The sequence below is a fragment of the Klebsiella sp. WP3-W18-ESBL-02 genome, assembly GCF_014168815.1.
Classification (GTDB): domain Bacteria; phylum Pseudomonadota; class Gammaproteobacteria; order Enterobacterales; family Enterobacteriaceae; genus Kluyvera; species Kluyvera ascorbata_B.
In genome coordinates this window covers 1-19,461 of record NZ_AP021973.1, presented here as the reverse complement: position 1 = coordinate 19,461, position 19,461 = coordinate 1, and the positions used below count along the sequence as shown (strand labels likewise).

Genomic DNA, 19,461 nt, shown 5'->3' with positions numbered 1-19,461 from the left:
AGAATTACTGATCTGGTTTTGCGAATACTGATATTGATGATACTAACGGCCCACCGGCCTGTTGAGGAACCTGTAAAACGGAAAGGCTCATTGAAGCCGTATATTTTCTGGAGGTTCATCAGGCGCGGAACTCATCAAGGCGCGGGAATAAAATCCCATTCAGACGCCGGATAGATTCAAGCAAGCCAACTTGTCGTCAAAATCGGTGTTGCAAAAACGGGAGTGACCATAGATTCCGTTTTCTGAGACGTCCCCAGTATGGCAACCACGATCAGTCTGCTGGAGCCGGTTATAGCCGCACTGCTGGCCGTTGTGCTCGTCGGTGAAAGGCTGCCGCCTTCCGGATGGGCAGGCGTCGGACTGATAGTTGCGTGTCTGGGGCTCATCACCGTTCCGGCTGGAAAGTTACGTTTCAGTCTGTTCCGGCAACGGAAAGAAAACTTTGAAATCGCAAAAAGGAAAGAATTATGAAAGATAAAGCGTCATTTGACTCATTTTCGGCTCTCGATATGCGTGCCGGTACCATCATCAGGGTTGAGGAGAGTAAAACATCAAAGCCCACCTGGCGCATGACTATTGACCTAGGACCAGAACTGGGAACAAGGGTGTCATGCGGTGCGTATATTAACTATGCAGCAGAAGACCTGCAGGAAACGCAGGTAATCTGCATCGTCAATCTGGGTACCATGAAGATGGGACCTGAAAAGTCAGAGGTGCTGGTACTTGGTGTGTCTGATGGTTCAGGCGGGACGATCCCGCTGACGACAGAAAAGCGCGTCGATAACGGTGAATGCGTTTTCTGAAAATCGGCAGATAAAGCCACGTATGGGCAAGAAAATGCTTCCTAAAAATTTCAGTGAATATGTCTGCTTATCGCTCAAAGCTGCCTGTCAAAGTGGTCAAGCTTCACATAGCTCAGAGGTACAAAAAATAACCTTAACGTACAATAATTTTCGATATCCAAACTGACCCCTAAACAGTGAGCCGCTTGACGACTACCAGAACCGCCTGATTTCTGATGCCGTTGAGCGCCTTATGCAAAGGTCAGATCGCTCTTATCCGATTAGTAAGTTGCGACCACTTATTCTGGAGCCTGATGATACTGAAACCCGGCGGCATGGGCTTAAAGCCCGTCTGAAGCCCTGGACTCAGGGAGAGGAATTTGGCTGGGTGATCGATAACCCTGAAGATACGTTTGATGTGGATAATCTGGATGTGTTCGGTATTGATGGAACGGAGTTCCTGGATAATAAGGTACTTTCCAGCGTTGCTTCATTCTACCTGATCTACCGTGTCACCATGCTGGCCGATGGCCGCCGACTCCTTATCTACATGGATGAGTTCTGGCAATGGATTAACAACGAAGCGTTCAGGGATTTTGTTTATAACAAACTCAAAACCGCTCGTAAGCTGGATATGGTGCTTGTCGTAGCGACACAATCGCCGGATGAACTAATTAAATCACCTATCGCGGCTGCCGTTCGTGAGCAATGCGCAACACATATTTATCTGGCGAACCCTAAAGGGAAACGTAATGAGTATGTGGACGAGCTGCAAGTCAAAGAGCTTTATTTTGACAAAATTAAAGCCATTGACCCGCTCTCTCGTCAGTTCCTGGTCGTTAAAAACCCACAGAGGAAGGGGGAAAGTGATGATTTTGCGGCTTTTGCAAGACTGGATTTGGGGAAGGCGGCGTATTACCTACCGGTTCTCAGCGCATCGAAACCTCAGCTTGAACTGTTCGATGAAATCTGGAAAGAGGGAATGAAGCCGGAAGAGTGGCTTGATACCTATCTGGAACGTGCAAACCTGATTTAAGGAACCTCCTATGAAAAAGCATATCGTTGCGGCACTTATCGCCTCTGTTACGGTTATCTCTGGTGCTCAGGCTGGTATTCCCGTTGCCATTGATGCAAGCCCTGAATGGGCTATCGAAGCGCAGCGCTGGACAGAACGTCTCAAACAGTGGCAGGACACGGTGAGCCACTACCAGAAACAGATCAATGCCTATAAGCAGGAGCTGCTGACCAAAACGGGCATTCGTGATGTTCAGGGACTGGTGCAGTCTGCGCAATCTGTCAGTAAGGAGCTGGAGAAGATTTACGACCAGGGGAACTCCTTCATTGATGATTACATTAAGAACCCGGAAGCCGCCCTGTCTGAGCAAGCCAGATCTCTTCTGGCCGATTATAAGGTGACAAACACCTGTAAAGGCCTGGGTTATACAGGTGACCTTGTGCGGGGCTGTGAAGCCTCGTTCCTGTCCCAACTAGCGGGGATCGAGTACGGCAATAAGCTGGAAAGTAAACTGCGTGAAGATAATCAGGAGATGGCCGATCTTATCGACCAGGTGAAGAACGCCCAGGACACGAAAGCCACGCAGGACGCGACAAACGCTGTATCTCTGGCAAGCCTGAAATTTAACAAGCTCAAATTTCAGTATGAAATGTATCGCGATAAGCAGCGCGATCTTGCAGAATACAAGGAGAAAATGTTACAGGCCGCATATCAGCAAAAACAATTAGGAGCGGTTAATACCGATACCCCTGTTGTAGACTATAAAGCGGCGTTTGATCAGCAGAGCTATGAAATGAACTGAGGAGGAATCTTGAAAAAATATGGAGTAGTTGCAGCGTTGGGGCTTACTTTCTTTCTTGCCGGGTGCGAAGAGGTTAAATCTGTAGATTGGTGGCAATCTCATCCTGACGAAGCAACTAAAAAAGTAGCTGAATGCAAAAAGTCAGGTAGTGATAGTGATAATTGCAAAAATGCTAAAGACGGTTTATTTAGATATAAGCAATTACATCCTAAGCACGTTGATTATAAAGATGCATTCAAAGATGTTTTGGGTAAAGAGGGAAGTTAAAAGGAGCCATTATGGCAACTTCTAGGTTTTTCCAAGCCGCCCATGACGTTATTGTTAAAAACATTGACCAGTCTTTGACTGGTCAATTAGATAATTTTTCTTCAATAGCGTATCAATTGGGTAAGTATGGTATTTCTATCTATATATTATGGTATGCATACACCACTGTAGTTGGTAAACAGAAAACCGCAGTTCAAGATTTTCTATGGAACTTATGTCGATTTTGGCTGATTCTTATCTTTGTCAGAAATATCGGTGGTTGGCTAGATAGTGCTAATCAGGCTATGGATGGGCTAAGGGAAACATTTGCAGGTGGTGACCCGTGGAAATGGGTTGATGAACTTTGGGAAAAAGTTCAGCAAGTGGCAGCATATCTTATGCCTAAAGATACATCTACATATGTTAAAACTGATGGCTCAATCGCAGCGATATTGACATATGCTGGCGGTATCTTAGCTCTGTTGTTGACATCTATAGTTTATCTTGCCGCTGAGGTGACGCTTAAAATGCTAGCTGTTACTGCACCTCTGTTTATTATTTGTCTGTCTTTCGGTTTTTTACGACAAATGTTTAATAGCTGGCTACAGCTAATATTTAGCTCATGCTTGATATTTCTGTTTTGCGGTTTGGCAATTAGAGCTGGGATGACTTTTTTAAATGGCATCCTGACAATATCTATAGCAAATGCAGATGAGCTAAATCTAATCTCAACTGGCGCTCAGGCCGGGGTTGCAGGTGCATTCATGGCCTGGATTATCTGGCAAGCCAAAACCTATGCTTCCCAGCTCGCAGGGGTAGGTGTTGAAGGCGCGATGCAGGGGGCAGCCGCAATGGGGATTGGTGCTGGCGTGTTCGGCGCTTCCCGTATGGGGCGCAATATGCTTGGCATGGGTAAAAATGCAGGGATAGGAGCATGGAAAGGTGTTCGCCGTCAGGATAATGGTTTTAGCCAGTCGCCTGGTGTTTCTGGCAAGCTGGGGAATCTGACAGGACAGGGAGTTAACATTGGTGCCAAGAGACTTCGACAGGCTGCTATTGATATGGCGAAAAAGAAATACGGAGGATAATTTCATGGATGCTCTTAATACAGGTTTGTGTATTCTTATTATCCTTCTTTTGATTACGATAATCTCAAGCATCTGCGTATAATATTCACTCCTTTGTTTAGGTAATATTAATATGAAACTACTTATCACGGCTATCGTGACGCTTTGCCTCGTCGGATGCCAGGCGTCACATAAACAACCCCCGGTGTCCGGGAAAAGCGAACCTGTTAATTCAGCAGAGGTAATGCGCAATGGGGTTTAATCTTTCAGAATTAAAACTGCCTGGTTTTAACAAGAAAAAAGAAGTAACGGACTCTTCAACTACTTTTGAAGAGAAAAATGTATTGATGCAGGAGAAAATGAACCGCATTTATAAATTCGGTGGTATTGCAGGGATGGCCGTAGGTGTATTGTCTCTGCTGGCTCTGAATGGGGCGCTGCCGTTAAAGAGTACGGTTGTCGAAGCTTATCTTATTAATGGTGTCACTGGTGTTGCTGAAAGGCTGACTTCCGTTAAAAAAGAAAACCTCTCTGAAAATGAAGCACTGGCGAAATACTTTATTACTCAGTATGTGAAGCGTCGTGAAGGGTATAACTATTTCAGTCTCCAGCATGATTATGATTATGTTCTGTTATACAGCGCTGAGAATGTTGCGACGGATTACAACGCTTTAATCAACAGCAACCAGTCACCAAAGGTTATTTATAATAAAGCGGAAAAAACAGCATCCGTTCAGGATAATCCCTCCGTGATTATCAGTCCGTCATCACGGCGCGATGATAAGGATATGGGGGCATATGTCAGGTTTAAATTAACCATTCGAAATGTCGCGACAGGCCAGGATGATTATGAATACTGGAACGTCAGACTGACCTACCGTATTGAACCACAGGTCGAAATGGCATCGGGTGACCGAAATAATAACCCGCTTAAATTCGTTGTAACGAGCTATGTACGCGATAAAGAAGTGAAAGGGTGAAAACTATGAAAATGAATAAAGGAGCGCTAATCGTGGCGCTTCTGTTGGTGTCTCACGTCTGCCATGCAGCCGTTACGCCAGCAGCCAGCCGTTTCGACCCCCGTAATCAGGTTGTCAGTTATAACCCGCAAAACACGACTGTTATAAACAGTGCGGTCGGCTATACAACCACACTGGTATTTGACGAGGATGAAACGGTAATCAGTGCCAGAACCGGCTTTCCCCAGGGCTGGGAAGTGAACAAAGAAGATAACCTGGTGTATCTGGAAGTAAAGCCCGTCAAACAGACAGTACAGAAGAACAGTACCGATGACAGTGGCAACCAGTCTTCAGAGGTGGTCAGTGTTGCTCTTGATCCTGAAAACGACCTGGAACGCTGGCGAACAAACCTGTTTGTTCGCACAACAAAACGTAATTACAGCATGGAGCTGAACGCCCGAACGTTCCGGCAGCCGGACAAGATCGCTTTTGTTGTTAATTACCAGTACCCGCAGGAACGCCGGAAGGAACAGGCCGAAATCGAGAAGAAACGGATTGAGGCTCTCAACAAGCGGCAGGAAGAACAGGCAATCAACCGTTCTCTTGAAAACGCGAAGTCCCCCCGGAACTGGGATTACTGGAAGCGGGTAGCTGACGGCAGTCAGTCAATCAGCCCGGATTATGCGTATGACGATGGCCGCTATACCTGGTTTGGCTTCAGCCCCCTGAAAAAAATCCCCAGCGTCTTTGTTATGAGTGGCGAACAGGAAACGCTGACTAACCCGGTAGTCAAAAACAGCGGCAGTTTCACCGTTGTTGGTGTTCCTGTAGACCAGCGTTTTGTATTGCGTATGGGAAATCAGGTTGTTGGGGTTGAAAACCGGGGCTTTGGCAAAGTCCGGCTTCCGGCAGGAGATACCGTTTCCCCGAACGTTGAGAAAGAGGTGATCCAGTGAGCGAACAGGAAAATAAAATCCCGACCGCAGTAGAAATTGAACAGGCACTACGGGAGAGACTTCAGAAAGATAATGAGCAAAACGATAAAACGGATAACGGAGAAAGTGAAGGACAACCAGTTAAACGCCTGGGTATCGAGAAGCTTAAAAAATCGCGTAAGGGGCTGGTGATTATTATCGCTGCATTTCTTCTGCTGGCCGCCGGGGTGTCGGTCTACTATATCCCGTCGATTATCCGTGCAATGTCCAGCGGTGACGAAAAGCCAGCCAGTAATGCGGTATCTACTGGTTCAGTAAAACGCGCGACAGGTCTCAGCGATGATGTTGATCCATTCAACACCAGGGCAGAACCGGCTAAGACGGAAGAGCGGAAGGAAAGCAGCGACAAAGCGGAAATGCCAACGGAAAAAGTACAACAGAACTTCAGTCGTGCGCTGGATGTGGCCTATGGAGGAAGCAGCTCTGCTTCCTCAGGTTCCGGTGGGAGTTCTTCATCGGCCAGCAATACAAGGAACGAGGAGAACGGCAGTGACAAACAGGCCGAGGTTCAGCCTGTTAACTCAGGGCAACCCGCGCAGCTTTCAAAAATTACACGCGTTCCTTATGACCCTAACCTTTTCATTCCTGAAAATACCGCGATTAAGTGCTCGCTGGACAGACGATTTATCTCTGATCTGGCTGGCAAGCTGGTCTGTACGATTAATGAGGACGTATACAGTGCAAACAGGAATGTAAAACTAATTGAAAAGGGAACTGCCGCATATCTGATGTATAAAACGGGAACGTTCAATCATGGTCAGGGAGCCGTGTTTATCGCTGCTACGAAGCTGAGAACACGCAAGGAACCTTTCATTGATATTCCGCTGATTGATACGCAGGCGGCGGGAGCGCTGGGTGAGGCCGGGGCTTCAGGCTGGATTGACACACATTTTGCAGATCGCTTTATGGGCGCGATGATGGTTGGCATGATCCCCGATGTGGCACAGGCGGCAAGCGGAGCAGCCAAAAGTAATAAAGACAATCAGACCGATTATACAGCTAACAGTCGCCAGGCTTTTGCTGATATAGCACGCGAAGCGTTTGCAAACAGTGTGAATATCCCGCCAACGCTTTATAAAAACCAGGGGGAAATCATTACTCTGATTGTTGGTCAGGATCTGGATTTCTCCAGCATCTACAAATTAAAAATGGTGGGTTCCCGGAGGTAATTTGATAACGCTGGATATCAAAGAGTTTTCAATGCTGTCAGGAATAAGGGAAAGCGAAATATACCATCATATTCGTAAGGGCATACCAATAAATGGCGTTCCTTTCCCCAAACCACTGAAACAATTCAAAACGCACCGATTTAATTACGAAGAAGTCATGCGTTTTATTGGAGATCTTAAAAGAAAAGGTGGATTATGAAGGATGCAGAGAACAGACATATTGTTTACGAAATAATAGATGAATACTTCCACCACTGGCTTAATGAAGTTGATGGTTTAACTGAAATCGCGGTAAATCGGCCTGATGAACTTTTTGTTAAAGTGAGTGGGAAATGGCAGCAGCATGAATTAAAAATGGATTTTAAAGATTGTATGTCATTTGCAGGAGCTATTTCTGATTATCATGATGGTGGGTCGGTTACACCAGAATATCCCTTACGTTCTGTTACGCTCCCCGGAGGGGAGCGTGTACAAATAGTCATTCCCCCGGCAACGGAACGGGAAACGGTGTCTATTACAATTCGTAAGCCGTCCAGTGTGTTTATCGACCATGATACCTTTGTTAAACAGGGGTTTTACTCAAGGCTAAATCAAGGTGTTGAATTCAGGGATAAAGAAGATGAATTATCTTTAATGTTTAAAGATAATTGTTTTGAACGATTTGTCCCTGAATGTCTGGTTAAGGGTAAAACGATGGTCTTTTGTGCAGGAACGGGGGCGGGTAAAACAACCTTTGCAAATGCCTGTCTTCAGTACATACCCCATCATTTACGATGTATTTCAATCGAAGATACAGATGAAGCAAAGTTCAGGTTTCACAAAAATCATGTGAAATTGTATTACCCGTCAGAAGGGGAAAGTAGCACTGTCAGCTCCGCTTCTCTTTTACGTTCTGGTTTTCGTATGAACCCGGACAGAATCCTCATGACTGAGGTTCGCGGTGCGGAAGCCTGGGATTTTCTCAAAGGCTCAAGTTCAGGCCATGCAGGGAACCTTACAACCGTCCATGAGAGCACCCCTGAAGATGCTGTGCTTGGGCTGGTTCAGCGGTGTTATATGAACCCTGAATGTCAGAATTTACCCTACAACATTATATTGCGGAGGGTGTTAAGCAACGTCGATGTGATTATGAGTATTAAGTACATTGATGAAGAGGATCGCCGATTTGCATCGGGTATTTACTATCGTGATATTCATTTTCAGGAATACTTTGAAAAGCTGAAGGAGTGATTATGTCTCTAAAACTACCCGATAAAGGCCAGTGGGCTTTTATTGGTCTGGTTATGTGTCTTGTGACGTATTATACTGGCTCAGTTGCTGTTTACTTCCTGAACGGAAAAACGCCGCTTTATATATGAAAGAATTTTGATTCCATGTTGCTGTGGCGGATAATAACAGAGAGTAATATACGGACAGATATCAGATTAACCGCTATCCCCTCTCTTTTATCAGGTATGGTTTCATCTCTCATTGTGCCTGTTTTTATAATCTGGCAACTGAATAAAACGGATGTTGCTCTTTATGGTGACGCGAAGTTTGCCAGTGATAATGATTTAAGGAAATCGAAGCTTCTGAAATGGGAGAAAGAAAACGATACTGATATTCTGGTCGGGGCGTATAAAGGTAAATACCTGTGGTATACCGCACCAGATTTTGTATCACTTGGCGCAGGAACCCGAGCAGGTAAAGGGGCTGCAATCGGTATTCCAAACCTGCTGGTCAGGAAACATTCCCTGATTGCATTAGATCCAAAACAGGAACTGTGGAAAATCACCAGTAAGGTACGTGAAAAACTGCTGGGTAATAAAGTCTATCTTCTTGACCCTTTCAACAGTAAAACGCATCAGTTTAACCCGCTTTTCTATATTGATTTAAAAGCAGAGAGCGGGGCTAAAGACCTGCTGAAGCTGATTGAGATCCTGTTCCCGTCTTACGGTCTGACCGGAGCGGAAGCTCACTTTAATAACCTCGCGGGGCAGTACTGGACGGGGCTGGCAAAACTGCTTCATTTCTTTATTAACTACGACCCTTCCTGGCTTGGTGAGTTCGGGCTTAAACCTGTTTTCTCAATTGGTTCTGTAGTCGATTTGTACAGCAACATTGACCGGGAACTGATACTCAGTAAGCGAGAAGACCTGGAGGGAACGAAAGGACTTGATGAAAACGCACTGTATCATCTGCGCGATGCACTGACCAAAATCAGGGAGTATCACGAAACAGAGGATGAACAACGTTCGAGTATTGATGGTTCGTTTCGTAAGAAAATGAGTCTGTTTTATCTTCCGACTGTCCGTAAATGCACAGACGGAAATGATTTTGACCTTCGCCAGTTGCGCCGGGAAGATATCACTGTTTATGTTGGCGTTAATGCTGAAGATATGTCACTGGCCTATGACTTCCTCAACCTGTTCTTTAATTTCGTTGTGGAAGTCACGTTACGTGAAAACCCTGACTTTGACCCGACCCTGAAACATGACTGTCTGATGTTCCTGGATGAGTTTCCGTCTATTGGTTACATGCCAATCATTAAAAAAGGTTCGGGTTATATTGCCGGGTTTAAACTCAAACTTCTGACGATTTATCAGAATATCAGTCAGCTTAATGAAATCTATGGTGTTGAAGGTGCCAAAACGCTGATGAGTGCGCATCCCTGCCGGATTATCTATGCTGTCAGTGAAGAAGATGACGCTAAAAAGATTTCGGAAAAGCTGGGCTATATCACCACTAAATCGACAGGATCAAGTAAGACAAGCGGACGCTCGACGTCGAAAAGTAGTTCAGAAAGTGAGGCGCAGCGCGCCCTTGTGCTCCCGCAGGAGCTGGGAACGCTGGATTTTAAAGAAGAATTTATCATTCTTAAAGGTGAAAACCCGGTTAAAGCAGAGAAAGCTCTCTACTTCCTCGACCCGTATTTTATGGACAGGCTGATGATGGTAAGCCCTAAACTTACCGAGTTAACCGCCTCCCTGAATAAGACTAAAAAAGTATTGGGTGTTAAAGGGCTTAAATATCCTTCTAAAGAAAAAATGCTCTCCGTCGGTGAGCTGGAGTCAGAGGTTTTACTATGAAAAAAATGTTAATGGTCAGTGTCCTTTTTCTCTCTGCCTGTTCCTCTCCACCGGAACCGCCACAGGTTGACTGGAAACAGAATCCCGAAACGGTGAATGCACAATTAATGGACTGGCAACCGACATATTCAGTCATTAAATCAGATAAGGTTAATTCATCGTGGGTTAAGGTTATCCATGATTTCAGACCTGAAAACCGCCTTTATGATGATGCTGTTTTTTATTCTGTTGCACATTCTGATTCAGTGATTGTTGAAACCAGTAATGGAAAAGACTTTTTCACAGCTAAAAACTGGTTGAGGGCGAATGGTGCAAACGGTGTCATACAGTATCGTTATAAAATGAACTGTCTTTCTTGCCGGACTACCAGTGTTTATTTATCCCGATAACGCCGGATTAATAAAATTCCTGCAATTTTATTGAGCCGGGGTTGAACAACCGCAGGGCGTTAGTTGCCCGTTATCCATGAGGTGTATATGAAAAAGACCGTAACAACGGCAGTGCTGCTTTGTGCGTTCGCTGCCGGAACTGCTCATGCTGAGGAAAAGGCCGACCCGAACGATCCATGTGCAATGGTGTTATGCCTTGCCGGAAAACTTGACGGAAGTAGTCCGGCAGAGTGTGACCCGATGTATAAAAGTTTTATGTCAATCAGGAAAAAAAATAAACATGGTTTTTTACCCAATCACACGGCAGATGCCAGGAAGAAAAAACTAAATGAATGTCCTTCGGCTGATGCAGGTACAGTAAACAAAATTATTTCAAGCTTTGGTCGATTGAAAAACTTTTAAGTCTGTTATGGTTTAATTCTGATGTGAATACGCAAGTTTCAGGGGTGAGACTGGAACTTGCGAACATTTTTTACAGGGGGGAAGGATGAAAATTATTAATGCACCTGATGCAAGAAGTGTACGGATCTCCGGAATTGAAATTATCGATAGTGCCAAAGCGGTCGCTTCTGTTTTTACTGAAATCTTGTTGTTTATGGTCTGGTTTCCGGCAATTGTCTATGGGCTTTATCGTGTTGTTATCGCTTTGTGGGATGCTTCCTTAAAGCCGCAATCGCTCATGGAGTTTATTAATTTCATGGTTGAGTTATACAGCTATGTACTTCCTTCACTGGCTGTTATCGCAGTGGCTTTAATTGTCGTTTTATCCATTTTTAAACGACTCTCATCAATATGGGAGGGAAGAAAGCAATGAGACATTTTCTTAATGCTCTTTCCTTTGCTGTTGCCCTGTTGCCAGCTACATTGTGTGCTGCTCAGATTCAGGGGAAGGTTATTCGTGTACTTGATGGTGACACCATTGAAGTATTGCAGGAGCAACAACCTGTCAGGGTTCGTCTCCTGAATATCGATGCCCCGGAAAAAAAACAACCCTTTGGACGCTGGTCAACTAATCAACTTAAAGCCATTCTTGCAGGACAATCCGTTACCGTCTCTTATACACAAACAGATCGCTACGGGCGAATCCTGGGACGAGTGATAACAGCGAACGGCACTGAGGCTAACCGCCAGCAAGTGCTAAAAGGGGCTGCATGGGTTTATGACAGGTACAACACCGATAACTCATTACCGGCTCTGCAACGGGAAGCACAGACACAGAAGCGCGGCCTGTGGGCTGATAATCAACCTGTTCCCCCGTGGGAATGGCGGCATAAAAAATAAGAGGGTTTTCATTATGAAATGTCCAGAGCAATTAGATGGATGGTGTGATTGCGGCAAATGCAAGGCTATGCGTTTTGATAAAGATAAAAATATTCATGTTTGTCTTGTATGTCACAAAAGAGCAGAGCCGTTAGTCCCGATTGAGCTAAATTCGAATGACTGGCTTCCTGATAAAACAGAACAGTTTAGCGTTAATCTGGGTGACTGGATTAAACAAGAGGAAGCAGAGTTAGGAGAAAATGCCTTTTATCATCCTAATACCGAATACTTAAAAGTCCTCCGTGAAAACAATCTTCACGAAAAGGAATTTATTGCTAACAGTCCCGATCTTTTGAAAATGGCGCGCAAGTATTCAAAGACATACAAACACCTCGCTGAAAAAGATAAATCCGTTATTGATTTTTGGCTGATGGAGGAAATTTTCTCTGTAACTTATGATGATGATTGAGCGAGGGAATGATGAATAAAGAAAAGGCTTTGCGTGAACTGGAAAGATTGCTTTCTAAAATGAAAGATCAGGCAAGGACTCTTGATGAATTAGAAACGGCTCAATGGCATTACATGGATTTAGTGGATATAACATCCAGTGGGTTGTTCGATATAAACACACTGGAAAAAGAAAGAAAGGAAAACCCTCATTTTATTAGAATCTCTGATGGCATGCGAGTTTTTGATGATGAACAATGTGCAGAGTTCATGTCGGTTAAACATAATCTTCCGTTACAGCTCTGTATGGCATATGTACGTAGTCATAAGTGGTGAAAACTATCATGTTTAATGAAATCGAAAAAGAACGTTTTAATAACAGAGTGAGTGTAAGGGAAGTTCGCGTCAGTGCAGATATTTTTGTTTCTTCTCTTATGACAGAAAGCGCGGCAGAAGTTGATATAGTCGTTCCTGATTCTGATTATCGATCCTTACAAAATTTGTATGACCGTCTTTGCCAGTATGCGGTTATGCATGGAGAAGATTTACAGGAGTTGTTCCAGACTGACAGTTATCAGTACATGTCATGTTTTATTCGTGATGTTGAATCATTCGTTGCTGAATTCGGTAGGGAGAATGCTTTAAAACCTCTCTTCAATCATGGTAAAGGAAGAACGGATGAGTTTCTTATTAGTTTCCCAGGAACCCACAACTCTGATGTTGGAGAGTAATCATGTACCTGCACCTTGTTCCAAGATTGTTTCATCTGATGGCAAATAAATGCCATCTTGAATCAATAACCATTCCTGAACTTGATTTCATAATCGAAGGTGATGCACTGTCAACGGGAAGACCCTACCCGAATAAAAATATCTGGGTTGGTATGAGGAAAGGCAGAAAAGCCATAAATGGACTTTTACTAAAGACTGATAAGCATCTTAAGTGGTTTACCACTGATTACCAGTGGAATATAGAAAATATGGGTATGATCAATCATCGTGTGACAACCTACATCGAAGATAACGATTTTGATATGGTCTCACACGATATAATGTTAAATGGCGGTTTTGATTCATGGGATCGTCGGGTTCATTCAGCTTATGAAAATCTTGCTCCGGTGAAAATTCAGCCAAAGATGGAGTCATTTCTCAATAAGCCAGGAGAAAATACCCATGATGTGTGGATTGAGTATGAATGGGGTGATTTTCTTAAGAGCAGAGAGGAAAGTCTGTTACTGCATACTATTCAGTCAGAGCGACTAAATACGCAACATTCTCTTTTTGAGCGACTGCCATCTTTTGAAAGCACTATTGATTTGACTAAGGGCTAATTATGAGACTTTTTATTGCAGAAAAACCCTCTTTAGCAAAAGCGATTTTTGAAGGGCTGGGTGGTAACCCAAATACTGAAAAGAAAAACGGCTACTTTGAACATGGCTCTGATGTCGTTACCTGGTGTTATGGTCATATGCTGGAGCTTTACGACCCGGAGGATTATGACGAAAAATATTCCAGGTGGAGCTTTGGTGATTTACCGATTAAATCGGTTTACCCGCCTCAGTATAAAATCAAGCCAGAATCCGAAGTACAGACCCGCATCATTTTGTCTCTTATCGATAAAGCCGACAGTATCGTTCATTCTGGCGACCCCGATGATGAAGGATGTTTGCTGGTCGATGAGATTTTAGGTTATGCCGGAAACAAGAAACCCGTCCAGCGGCTGCTTGTTGCCGACCTCAACCTTGCGCCAGTGCAAAAATCGCTGGCTAATTTACAGCCTAACGATAAATTTCGCGGTATGACGTTAAGCGCCCTGGCGCGTTCCCTGTGTGATCAGGGTTTTGGCTATAACATGACGCGGGGATGTACATTAAAAGGCCGTGAGAAGGGCTATGACGGCGTTCTGAACGTTGGTCGGGTACAAAGTGCTGTTCTTGGCCTGGTGAACATGCGCACGCTGGCGAACCAGAACCACACAGAAAGCTTTTATTACGATGTATTTGCCAGTCTGTCGATGAACGGGCATCAGATTAAGGCGAAATATCAGACAACAGACGACGATCAGATAGACGAGAAAAAACGCCTGATTTCCGAAGCTCAGGCCGAGCATATTGCCGGGCGGGTTACGGGTAAGGACGCTATTGTTACTATCGCGACGACAAAGCCGGAAAACACGAAACCACCGCTGCCGCTTAACCTTTCCACGCTACAGCAGCTATGCGCAAAGCGATTTGGTTATTCTGCAAAAGATACGCTCGATGTGATGCAGGGGTTGTATGAAACTCACAAGCTTCTGACCTATCCACGTTCTGACAATCGCTATCTTTCAGATGAGCATTACTACCAGGCCGGAGATATTGCTGCCGCGATAGCGGCCACCGTACCCGAACTGGCGTCTGCGATCGCAGATATGGGTAAAGGCCAGAAGCACAAAGCCTTTAATGCCAGCAAGATTGAGGCGCACCACGCCATCATCCCGACGACAAAAAGCGGAGCCGGTATTCAGCTTAATGAAAAAGAGCGGAACGTTTATAACCTGGTGTCCGTCTACTTTATCGGGCTGTTCTACCCGGATGCGATCCGCAACAAGACGAAAATCCACTTTGATATTAAGGGGGATACTTTTACGGCCACACAGAGCGTTCTGGTACAAAAGGGCTGGGAGGCGCTAGGTAAGGATAGTGATGATGAGGACGAAACCGAAGATGCCGGAACGGATGGTTTTGATCTTTCATTGCTGAAATTTAATGACAGCGGCCTGTGTGAATCGGCAGACGTGGACAAGAAAAAGACTACACCACCTCGCTATTTCACAGAGTCAACCTTACTGGCCGCCATGACGAGTGCAGCAAAATTCATTGATGATCCGGCTCTCAGAAAGGCGCTGGAAGCGAAAGACGAGGGCAGCAGTGATCGTGGCAGTATCGGAACGGAAGCCACTCGCGCGGGCATTCTTGAGAAACTGGCGGCAAATACCGGGCTTATCTCCATCGAAAAAGAAAAGGGGTATTCGGAGCTGGTATGGAAAACCACAAAACAAGGCCAGGAGTTTTGCGCTGCACTGCCTCCTGAAATCACTAAACCGGATATCTCCGCTCTGTGGGCTGAAAAGCAGTCTCAGATCAAAGCCGGAGAGCTGACGGTTGAGGAGTTTATTAAGGAAAATGATGAGTATGTCCAGGGGTTAATCGACGAGCTGGACAGGAACGGAATTTCGATTTCTTCAAATGCCACGTCCTGCCCGGTCTGTAACAACGGTTTCCTGCGTAAACGTAAGGGGCAAAATGGCTTTTTCTGGGGATGCTCCTGCTATCCTGAATGCAAGACAACATTCCCGGACAAAGACGGCAAGCCGGATATGGAAGCAAAATCCAGATCAGAAGGTTCCATGTCCCGGCTCGAAGCCCCCTGCCCTTCATGTAGTAAAGAAATTATTATCCGGCCTAAAGGCTTTTTCTGTTCCGGGTGCGAGTTTAAAATCTGGTCTGAAGTGTCAGGAAAAAAACTGACACAAAATCAGGTTGAAACATTAATCAAAAAAGGTAAAACCGGAGAGATTAAAGGCTTTACCAGTAATAAAACCGGGAAAAAGTTTGACGCTGCAATTGTTTTGCAGGATAAAGCTACGGGTAAACTTGGGTTTCAGTTCAGTAAAAAATAAGGATTAACGCGATGAGTGAAAATGAAACATTTGATGCAACACGAAAGCTACTCCTGAATATTCGCTCTGTTCGTGTTTTTGCGCGAGAAACCAGCTTTGAACAACTGCTGGAAATGCAGGAAAAGCTTAATGCCGTGATCGAAGAACGCCGTGAAGAAGCAGAGCGTGAGGCAGCAGAACGCGCAGAACGCGAAAGAAAGCGCCAGGAGCTGCTCCAGCTGATCGCCGGAGAAGGTTTTTCACCGGAAGAACTGCTTGGCCTGTCCGAAGATGCGCCAAAAACACGGAAAAAGACGTTGCCAAAAGCGCCGCCTAAATATCAGTTTGACGAAAACGGCGAAACGAAATACTGGTCTGGCCGTGGCCGGACACCAAAACCAATCGACGAAGCATTAAAAGCTGGCCGTTCTCTTGATGAGTTTCTCATCAAAAAAGACGCTTCCAGCTCTGTTGGTGACGAACAGTAATCTAACAAGCCTCTGACACTGCGTCGGAGGCTTTTTTTTTAGCAAAAAGGGCGCGGGGGGTTATGGTGAAGAAATCTTTGGATATCTTCGCGGGGATAAGGGAAGTAGTCTCTGATATCTTTGGTTTCTAACTTACCAGTGCAGTGATACGTCTGAAAATAGATCCACTCAGCTATTGTTTTGTAGATGTGATTTCCCATGTTCGCACTTTGAGAACCATACTGCATGACTTGTGCATCCGGGTCGTTACACATTTCCGGCGGAGTGAGTACATGATATGTCCTGCATAACAGCGGGCGGTAATTGTAGATTGAGCATGTTCCCTTCTCAGACAAAAACGGACATTTTGACTCATGCCCGGTCGTAAGCGGGTTGTCTCTGGCAGTGAGTTTACTTGCTTGTGCAATATGTGTTGCCTCAAGCGCGGTTAAATGAACATCGATTTTACAGCACGAAGAGCACCCCTTTTGACAGGAGGTAAACGTGCTCACAAATTCTTTGTTAAAACGATCCAAAAAGGCGTACATCTGTTTTAACTTGAGGTAAATATTACCTGATTGAGTATTGAGTTTATTTATGAGTGCCTTTAACTCATCGAGATACTTATCAGGTACGGGTTTCAGATTGGTATGGCCGGGTAATGTATCGCCTGGCTCCAGGTGGATCACTGAGTTAGGTTTGATATCCATTGCTTTTGCTTCCTTTATTCTTCTCGCGCTGGTTGTTCTTTTGACACTAAAACAAGCGTCATTCAATGGCAAGGTATCAAGCCCAGCAGTAAATCACGCTTGCCAGCAAACCAGTTTCCTGCAGCCGGTTTGGCCGTTGATTTTTGCCAGCAATCTTACTCACTCGATACCCGCCTTGGGCTTGAAATTGCCAGCAAAAAAGATTGCCGCTAGCAAAGGTGTGGTTTATATTATCTGTATCGTACGATACAGATAATGGAGAAGCTTAATAGATGACTGAAAAAATCACTGACGAGGAACTGGCAGATTTGTTGGAGGCGCTCAAAAGAGCACATGGTATGGGCGTTTGTTCAAAGGCGGTTAAGCTGGCACAGCGTTGCGCTGATGTGTTCCCTGCTATTGTTGCAGAGTTACAGGAATATCGGAACGCCGCTAAGCGAACTTCAGCATGACAAGAGCCACGGAACGCGCTTACAGCGAGCTACAACAGGCGTTTGATTTCTATAACCAGCGCCTTTTTGACGGCGAACTCCCTGACTGTCTGATTACGTTCCAGCGCGGCAAGAACACAATGGGCTATTTCAGTTACAGGCGCTTTGTTGCTGCTGACGGCAGCGGCAGGATGATTGATGAAATCGCCCTCAATCCTGAATACTTCCCGGTGTACCCGCTTATTGAAGTCATGCAAACGCTGGTTCATGAGCAGTGCCATATGTGGCAGTACCACTACGGCAACCCGTCGCGTAAGACGTACCACAATGCGCAGTGGGCGCCAAAAATGGAAAGTATCGGACTTATGCCCTCCTCCACCGGGAGACCTGGTGGTGCGAAAGTCGGCCAGAAGATTAATGACTATCCGATCCCTGGTGGCCGCTTCCAGCGCGTCACACTGGAACTGTTCCAGGGGCAATTTGCTTTGAGCTGGTTTGATCGCTTCCCTGTCCAGGTCGAACAACAAAAAGATATGACCGCCGTAATAGAGCAATGGCGCGAAACGCTTGCTCTGGCGCATCAAAATGCTGAGGCCGGGATTGATATAGAAGCGGTGCTTTCTATGGCTCTGCTGCCGTCAGTGTCACCGCAGAACGGGAGCCATTCAGATGATATGGCCGGGAGCAATGACAATGATTTGTCAGTTGCAGCATTTGAGGACAAGCCAAAACGAAATAAAGTTAAATATCAGTGTCGCGGGTGTGGCGCTGCCGTGTGGGGCAAAGCCGGACTGAATATTGAATGCGGCGATTGCGAGCTGGCTTTCATCGAAAATTAATTGCCAGCAAATTTTCCCGGTCACATCTGTTGGCCAGTGTTTTTTTGCCAGCAAAGTTTCTTCCCGGGTTCGCGCCGGCAGCGCAAAAATGACAGCAAAAGAGGGGTATCATGGGGCATTACACAATCAGAACGAATGACGACGAAGATCAGGCCATTAAAAAGGCGCAGGAAGCGACCGGACAGGCATCAGCCAGCAAAACCTTTATGACGGCTATCCTTGAGCTTCAGCGTAACAGAGACGAGATGGCGCAGCTACGGCGTGAACTGGCGCAGGAAAAAGCGCGGAGTCAGGAGCTGGTATCATCGGTAAAACAATTCCGTTCCAGCCTGAACAATCTGTTTGATCTGGCTGACAACCCTTAAATAACAAGGAGCGAAACGTGCATACCACAAATGCGATTATCCTGTGCCTGGTGTCATATCCCTGCATCGTTGCATGGGTTATCTATAAAAACAGATTTGTCGATTACTTGTTTTTAACTCTGCTTGCTTGTTTGGGGAGCATTTTTTCAGTCGTATTGTATAAACAGCCCGACTACTCATTGACCATATATCAGGCCGTTGCTGTCGGCTATGCTGCCGTGATCATGCCAACGGTGTTAGTTTTGAGTGTCGTTAATATCTTCATGGGAAAAGCAGAGAGAACGTGCAAATGAATACACTGGCTGCACTGGAAAATACGTTTCGTGATATGAGAAAGCATGGCTGCCAAACAGTCATGGTCACGCAGTCTTTAGCTGATTTTGGCCGCTACAGCTATAAACCGCGCCCTGCATTTCAGGACTGGATCGAACGGCTGAAGACTGGCGAACGTCTGCCGCGAGGCCGTTACTTTGTTGGCAAGAAGCCTGGTGGCCGCCTGGTGCTCATTGATGAATTGGGGGGAACATGGACAGAAAAAGTAACAGTGATTCATACCAACGCTGGATGATAGAGAAGGCTGACAAAAGGGAAAGGACGCAAATCAGTATGTCGTTCGTAAAGATGAAGGACGTACTTTTTAACGTGCTGGCTATCGGTACTGTTTTAGCAGCCCTGGTGGTGATCTTTTATGAAGTGCAAAGCAGCTTATAAATTGATGGCCGTTGACAATGAATGTCATACTACCTGACCGGGCAATGCCGGAAGATTTCTTTCACGGGTGATGGTTTGTGATCCCGGCATTGTTCCGGCG

25 protein-coding genes and 3 pseudogenes are annotated in these 19,461 nt (G+C 45.4%); 27 read left to right on the top strand and 1 reads right to left on the bottom strand.

What is annotated here, in order from left to right; genetic code table 11:
- Positions 1–255: 255 nt before the first annotated feature.
- The 22 genes and pseudogenes from H7R56_RS24890 to H7R56_RS24790 all read left to right on the top strand — a co-directional run.
- Positions 256–471 (top strand): annotated as a pseudogene (locus tag H7R56_RS24890) (EamA family transporter); the annotation flags it as partial.
- Entirely contained in the window at positions 468–803 is a 336-nt protein-coding gene (locus H7R56_RS24885; RefSeq protein WP_061873716.1) for a protein secretion chaperonin CsaA, read from the top strand. The pseudogene H7R56_RS24890 and the gene H7R56_RS24885, both read left to right, overlap by 4 nt.
- A 169-nt stretch (positions 804–972) precedes the next feature.
- Positions 973–1,818: pseudogene (locus H7R56_RS24880) on the top strand (VirB4 family type IV secretion system protein); the annotation flags it as partial.
- A 10-nt stretch (positions 1,819–1,828) separates the two neighbouring features.
- On the top strand, positions 1,829–2,599 hold the full coding sequence (locus H7R56_RS24875) for a type IV secretion system protein (RefSeq protein ID WP_001549917.1): 771 nt from the start codon (positions 1,829–1,831) through the stop codon (positions 2,597–2,599).
- 9 nt (positions 2,600–2,608) lie between these two features.
- Positions 2,609–2,866, top strand: coding sequence for an EexN family lipoprotein (locus H7R56_RS24870; protein WP_001549918.1), 258 nt, complete (start codon positions 2,609–2,611; stop codon positions 2,864–2,866).
- An 11-nt stretch (positions 2,867–2,877) separates the two neighbouring features.
- Complete coding sequence (locus H7R56_RS24865; RefSeq protein ID WP_182928834.1) at positions 2,878–3,933, top strand: TrbL/VirB6 family protein; 1,056 nt, start codon at positions 2,878–2,880, stop codon at positions 3,931–3,933.
- 230 nt (positions 3,934–4,163) lie between these two features.
- Complete coding sequence (locus H7R56_RS24860) at positions 4,164–4,892, top strand: VirB8 family type IV secretion system protein (RefSeq protein WP_001549920.1); 729 nt, start codon at positions 4,164–4,166, stop codon at positions 4,890–4,892.
- 5 nt (positions 4,893–4,897) lie between these two features.
- Complete coding sequence (locus H7R56_RS24855) at positions 4,898–5,827, top strand: TrbG/VirB9 family P-type conjugative transfer protein (RefSeq protein WP_001549921.1); 930 nt, start codon at positions 4,898–4,900, stop codon at positions 5,825–5,827.
- Positions 5,824–7,035, top strand: a complete 1,212-nt coding sequence (virB10, locus tag H7R56_RS24850) for a VirB10/TraB/TrbI family type IV secretion system protein (protein ID WP_001549922.1) — start codon at positions 5,824–5,826, stop codon at positions 7,033–7,035. Before H7R56_RS24855 ends, virB10 begins: the two co-directional genes overlap by 4 nt.
- Before the next feature lies 1 nt (position 7,036).
- Complete coding sequence (locus H7R56_RS24845; RefSeq protein ID WP_024194855.1) at positions 7,037–7,234, top strand: hypothetical protein; 198 nt, start codon at positions 7,037–7,039, stop codon at positions 7,232–7,234.
- Complete coding sequence (virB11, locus tag H7R56_RS24840; protein WP_001549925.1) at positions 7,231–8,265, top strand: P-type DNA transfer ATPase VirB11; 1,035 nt, start codon at positions 7,231–7,233, stop codon at positions 8,263–8,265. The genes H7R56_RS24845 and virB11 overlap by 4 nt, the downstream gene beginning before the upstream one ends.
- Positions 8,266–8,267: 2 nt before the next feature.
- A pseudogene (locus H7R56_RS24835) lies at positions 8,268–10,103 on the top strand (type IV secretory system conjugative DNA transfer family protein).
- Positions 10,100–10,492, top strand: a complete 393-nt coding sequence (locus H7R56_RS24830) for a cag pathogenicity island Cag12 family protein (RefSeq protein ID WP_001549927.1) — start codon at positions 10,100–10,102, stop codon at positions 10,490–10,492. Before H7R56_RS24835 ends, H7R56_RS24830 begins: the two are co-directional and overlap by 4 nt.
- 87 nt (positions 10,493–10,579) lie before the next feature.
- Positions 10,580–10,894, top strand: a complete 315-nt coding sequence (locus H7R56_RS24825; RefSeq protein ID WP_001549928.1) for a TrbM/KikA/MpfK family conjugal transfer protein — start codon at positions 10,580–10,582, stop codon at positions 10,892–10,894.
- A gap of 85 nt (positions 10,895–10,979) precedes the next feature.
- Positions 10,980–11,306 (top strand): hypothetical protein, encoded by a 327-nt coding sequence (locus tag H7R56_RS24820; RefSeq protein WP_032309848.1) that lies wholly within the window; start codon positions 10,980–10,982, stop codon positions 11,304–11,306.
- Complete coding sequence (locus tag H7R56_RS24815; protein WP_001549930.1) at positions 11,303–11,773, top strand: thermonuclease family protein; 471 nt, start codon at positions 11,303–11,305, stop codon at positions 11,771–11,773. Before H7R56_RS24820 ends, H7R56_RS24815 begins: the two co-directional genes overlap by 4 nt.
- A gap of 13 nt (positions 11,774–11,786) precedes the next feature.
- Entirely contained in the window at positions 11,787–12,221 is a 435-nt protein-coding gene (locus H7R56_RS27785) for a hypothetical protein (protein WP_001549931.1), read from the top strand.
- An 8-nt stretch (positions 12,222–12,229) separates the two neighbouring features.
- Positions 12,230–12,535, top strand: coding sequence for a hypothetical protein (locus H7R56_RS24810; RefSeq protein ID WP_015059068.1), 306 nt, complete (start codon positions 12,230–12,232; stop codon positions 12,533–12,535).
- Between the two features lie 8 nt (positions 12,536–12,543).
- A complete protein-coding gene (locus H7R56_RS24805) occupies positions 12,544–12,930 on the top strand; it encodes a hypothetical protein (protein ID WP_001549933.1) in 387 nt (128 codons plus the stop codon).
- 2 nt (positions 12,931–12,932) lie between these two features.
- Positions 12,933–13,529 (top strand): DUF6012 family protein, encoded by a 597-nt coding sequence (locus H7R56_RS24800; RefSeq protein WP_001549935.1) that lies wholly within the window; start codon positions 12,933–12,935, stop codon positions 13,527–13,529.
- Between the two features lie 2 nt (positions 13,530–13,531).
- Positions 13,532–15,859 (top strand): type IA DNA topoisomerase, encoded by a 2,328-nt coding sequence (locus H7R56_RS24795; RefSeq protein ID WP_182928833.1) that lies wholly within the window; start codon positions 13,532–13,534, stop codon positions 15,857–15,859.
- Between the two features lie 11 nt (positions 15,860–15,870).
- The gene (locus H7R56_RS24790) at positions 15,871–16,326 is read left to right on the top strand and encodes an H-NS histone family protein (RefSeq protein WP_001549938.1); all 456 of its coding nucleotides are present in this window, start codon (positions 15,871–15,873) and stop codon (positions 16,324–16,326) included.
- A gap of 38 nt (positions 16,327–16,364) precedes the next feature.
- On the opposite strand, the gene H7R56_RS24785 is transcribed toward H7R56_RS24790, so the two are convergent.
- Positions 16,365–17,015 (bottom strand): YkgJ family cysteine cluster protein, encoded by a 651-nt coding sequence (locus H7R56_RS24785; RefSeq protein ID WP_001549939.1) that lies wholly within the window; start codon positions 17,013–17,015, stop codon positions 16,365–16,367.
- A gap of 272 nt (positions 17,016–17,287) precedes the next feature.
- Between H7R56_RS24785 and H7R56_RS24780 the strand changes: the two genes are divergently transcribed.
- The 5 genes from H7R56_RS24780 to H7R56_RS24760 all read left to right on the top strand — a co-directional run bounded on the left by H7R56_RS24780 (position 17,288) and on the right by H7R56_RS24760 (position 19,218).
- On the top strand, positions 17,288–17,467 hold the full coding sequence (locus tag H7R56_RS24780; protein ID WP_000136657.1) for a hypothetical protein: 180 nt from the start codon (positions 17,288–17,290) through the stop codon (positions 17,465–17,467).
- On the top strand, positions 17,464–18,285 hold the full coding sequence (locus tag H7R56_RS24775) for a SprT-like domain-containing protein (RefSeq protein WP_182928832.1): 822 nt from the start codon (positions 17,464–17,466) through the stop codon (positions 18,283–18,285). Before H7R56_RS24780 ends, H7R56_RS24775 begins: the two co-directional genes overlap by 4 nt.
- A 110-nt stretch (positions 18,286–18,395) precedes the next feature.
- On the top strand, positions 18,396–18,650 hold the full coding sequence (locus H7R56_RS24770) for a hypothetical protein (protein WP_000510385.1): 255 nt from the start codon (positions 18,396–18,398) through the stop codon (positions 18,648–18,650).
- Positions 18,651–18,667: 17 nt separating this feature from the next.
- Complete coding sequence (locus tag H7R56_RS24765; RefSeq protein ID WP_000557557.1) at positions 18,668–18,943, top strand: hypothetical protein; 276 nt, start codon at positions 18,668–18,670, stop codon at positions 18,941–18,943.
- On the top strand, positions 18,940–19,218 hold the full coding sequence (locus H7R56_RS24760; protein WP_001093608.1) for a hypothetical protein: 279 nt from the start codon (positions 18,940–18,942) through the stop codon (positions 19,216–19,218). The genes H7R56_RS24765 and H7R56_RS24760 overlap by 4 nt, the downstream gene beginning before the upstream one ends.
- The last annotated feature ends 243 nt before the right edge of the window (positions 19,219–19,461 follow it).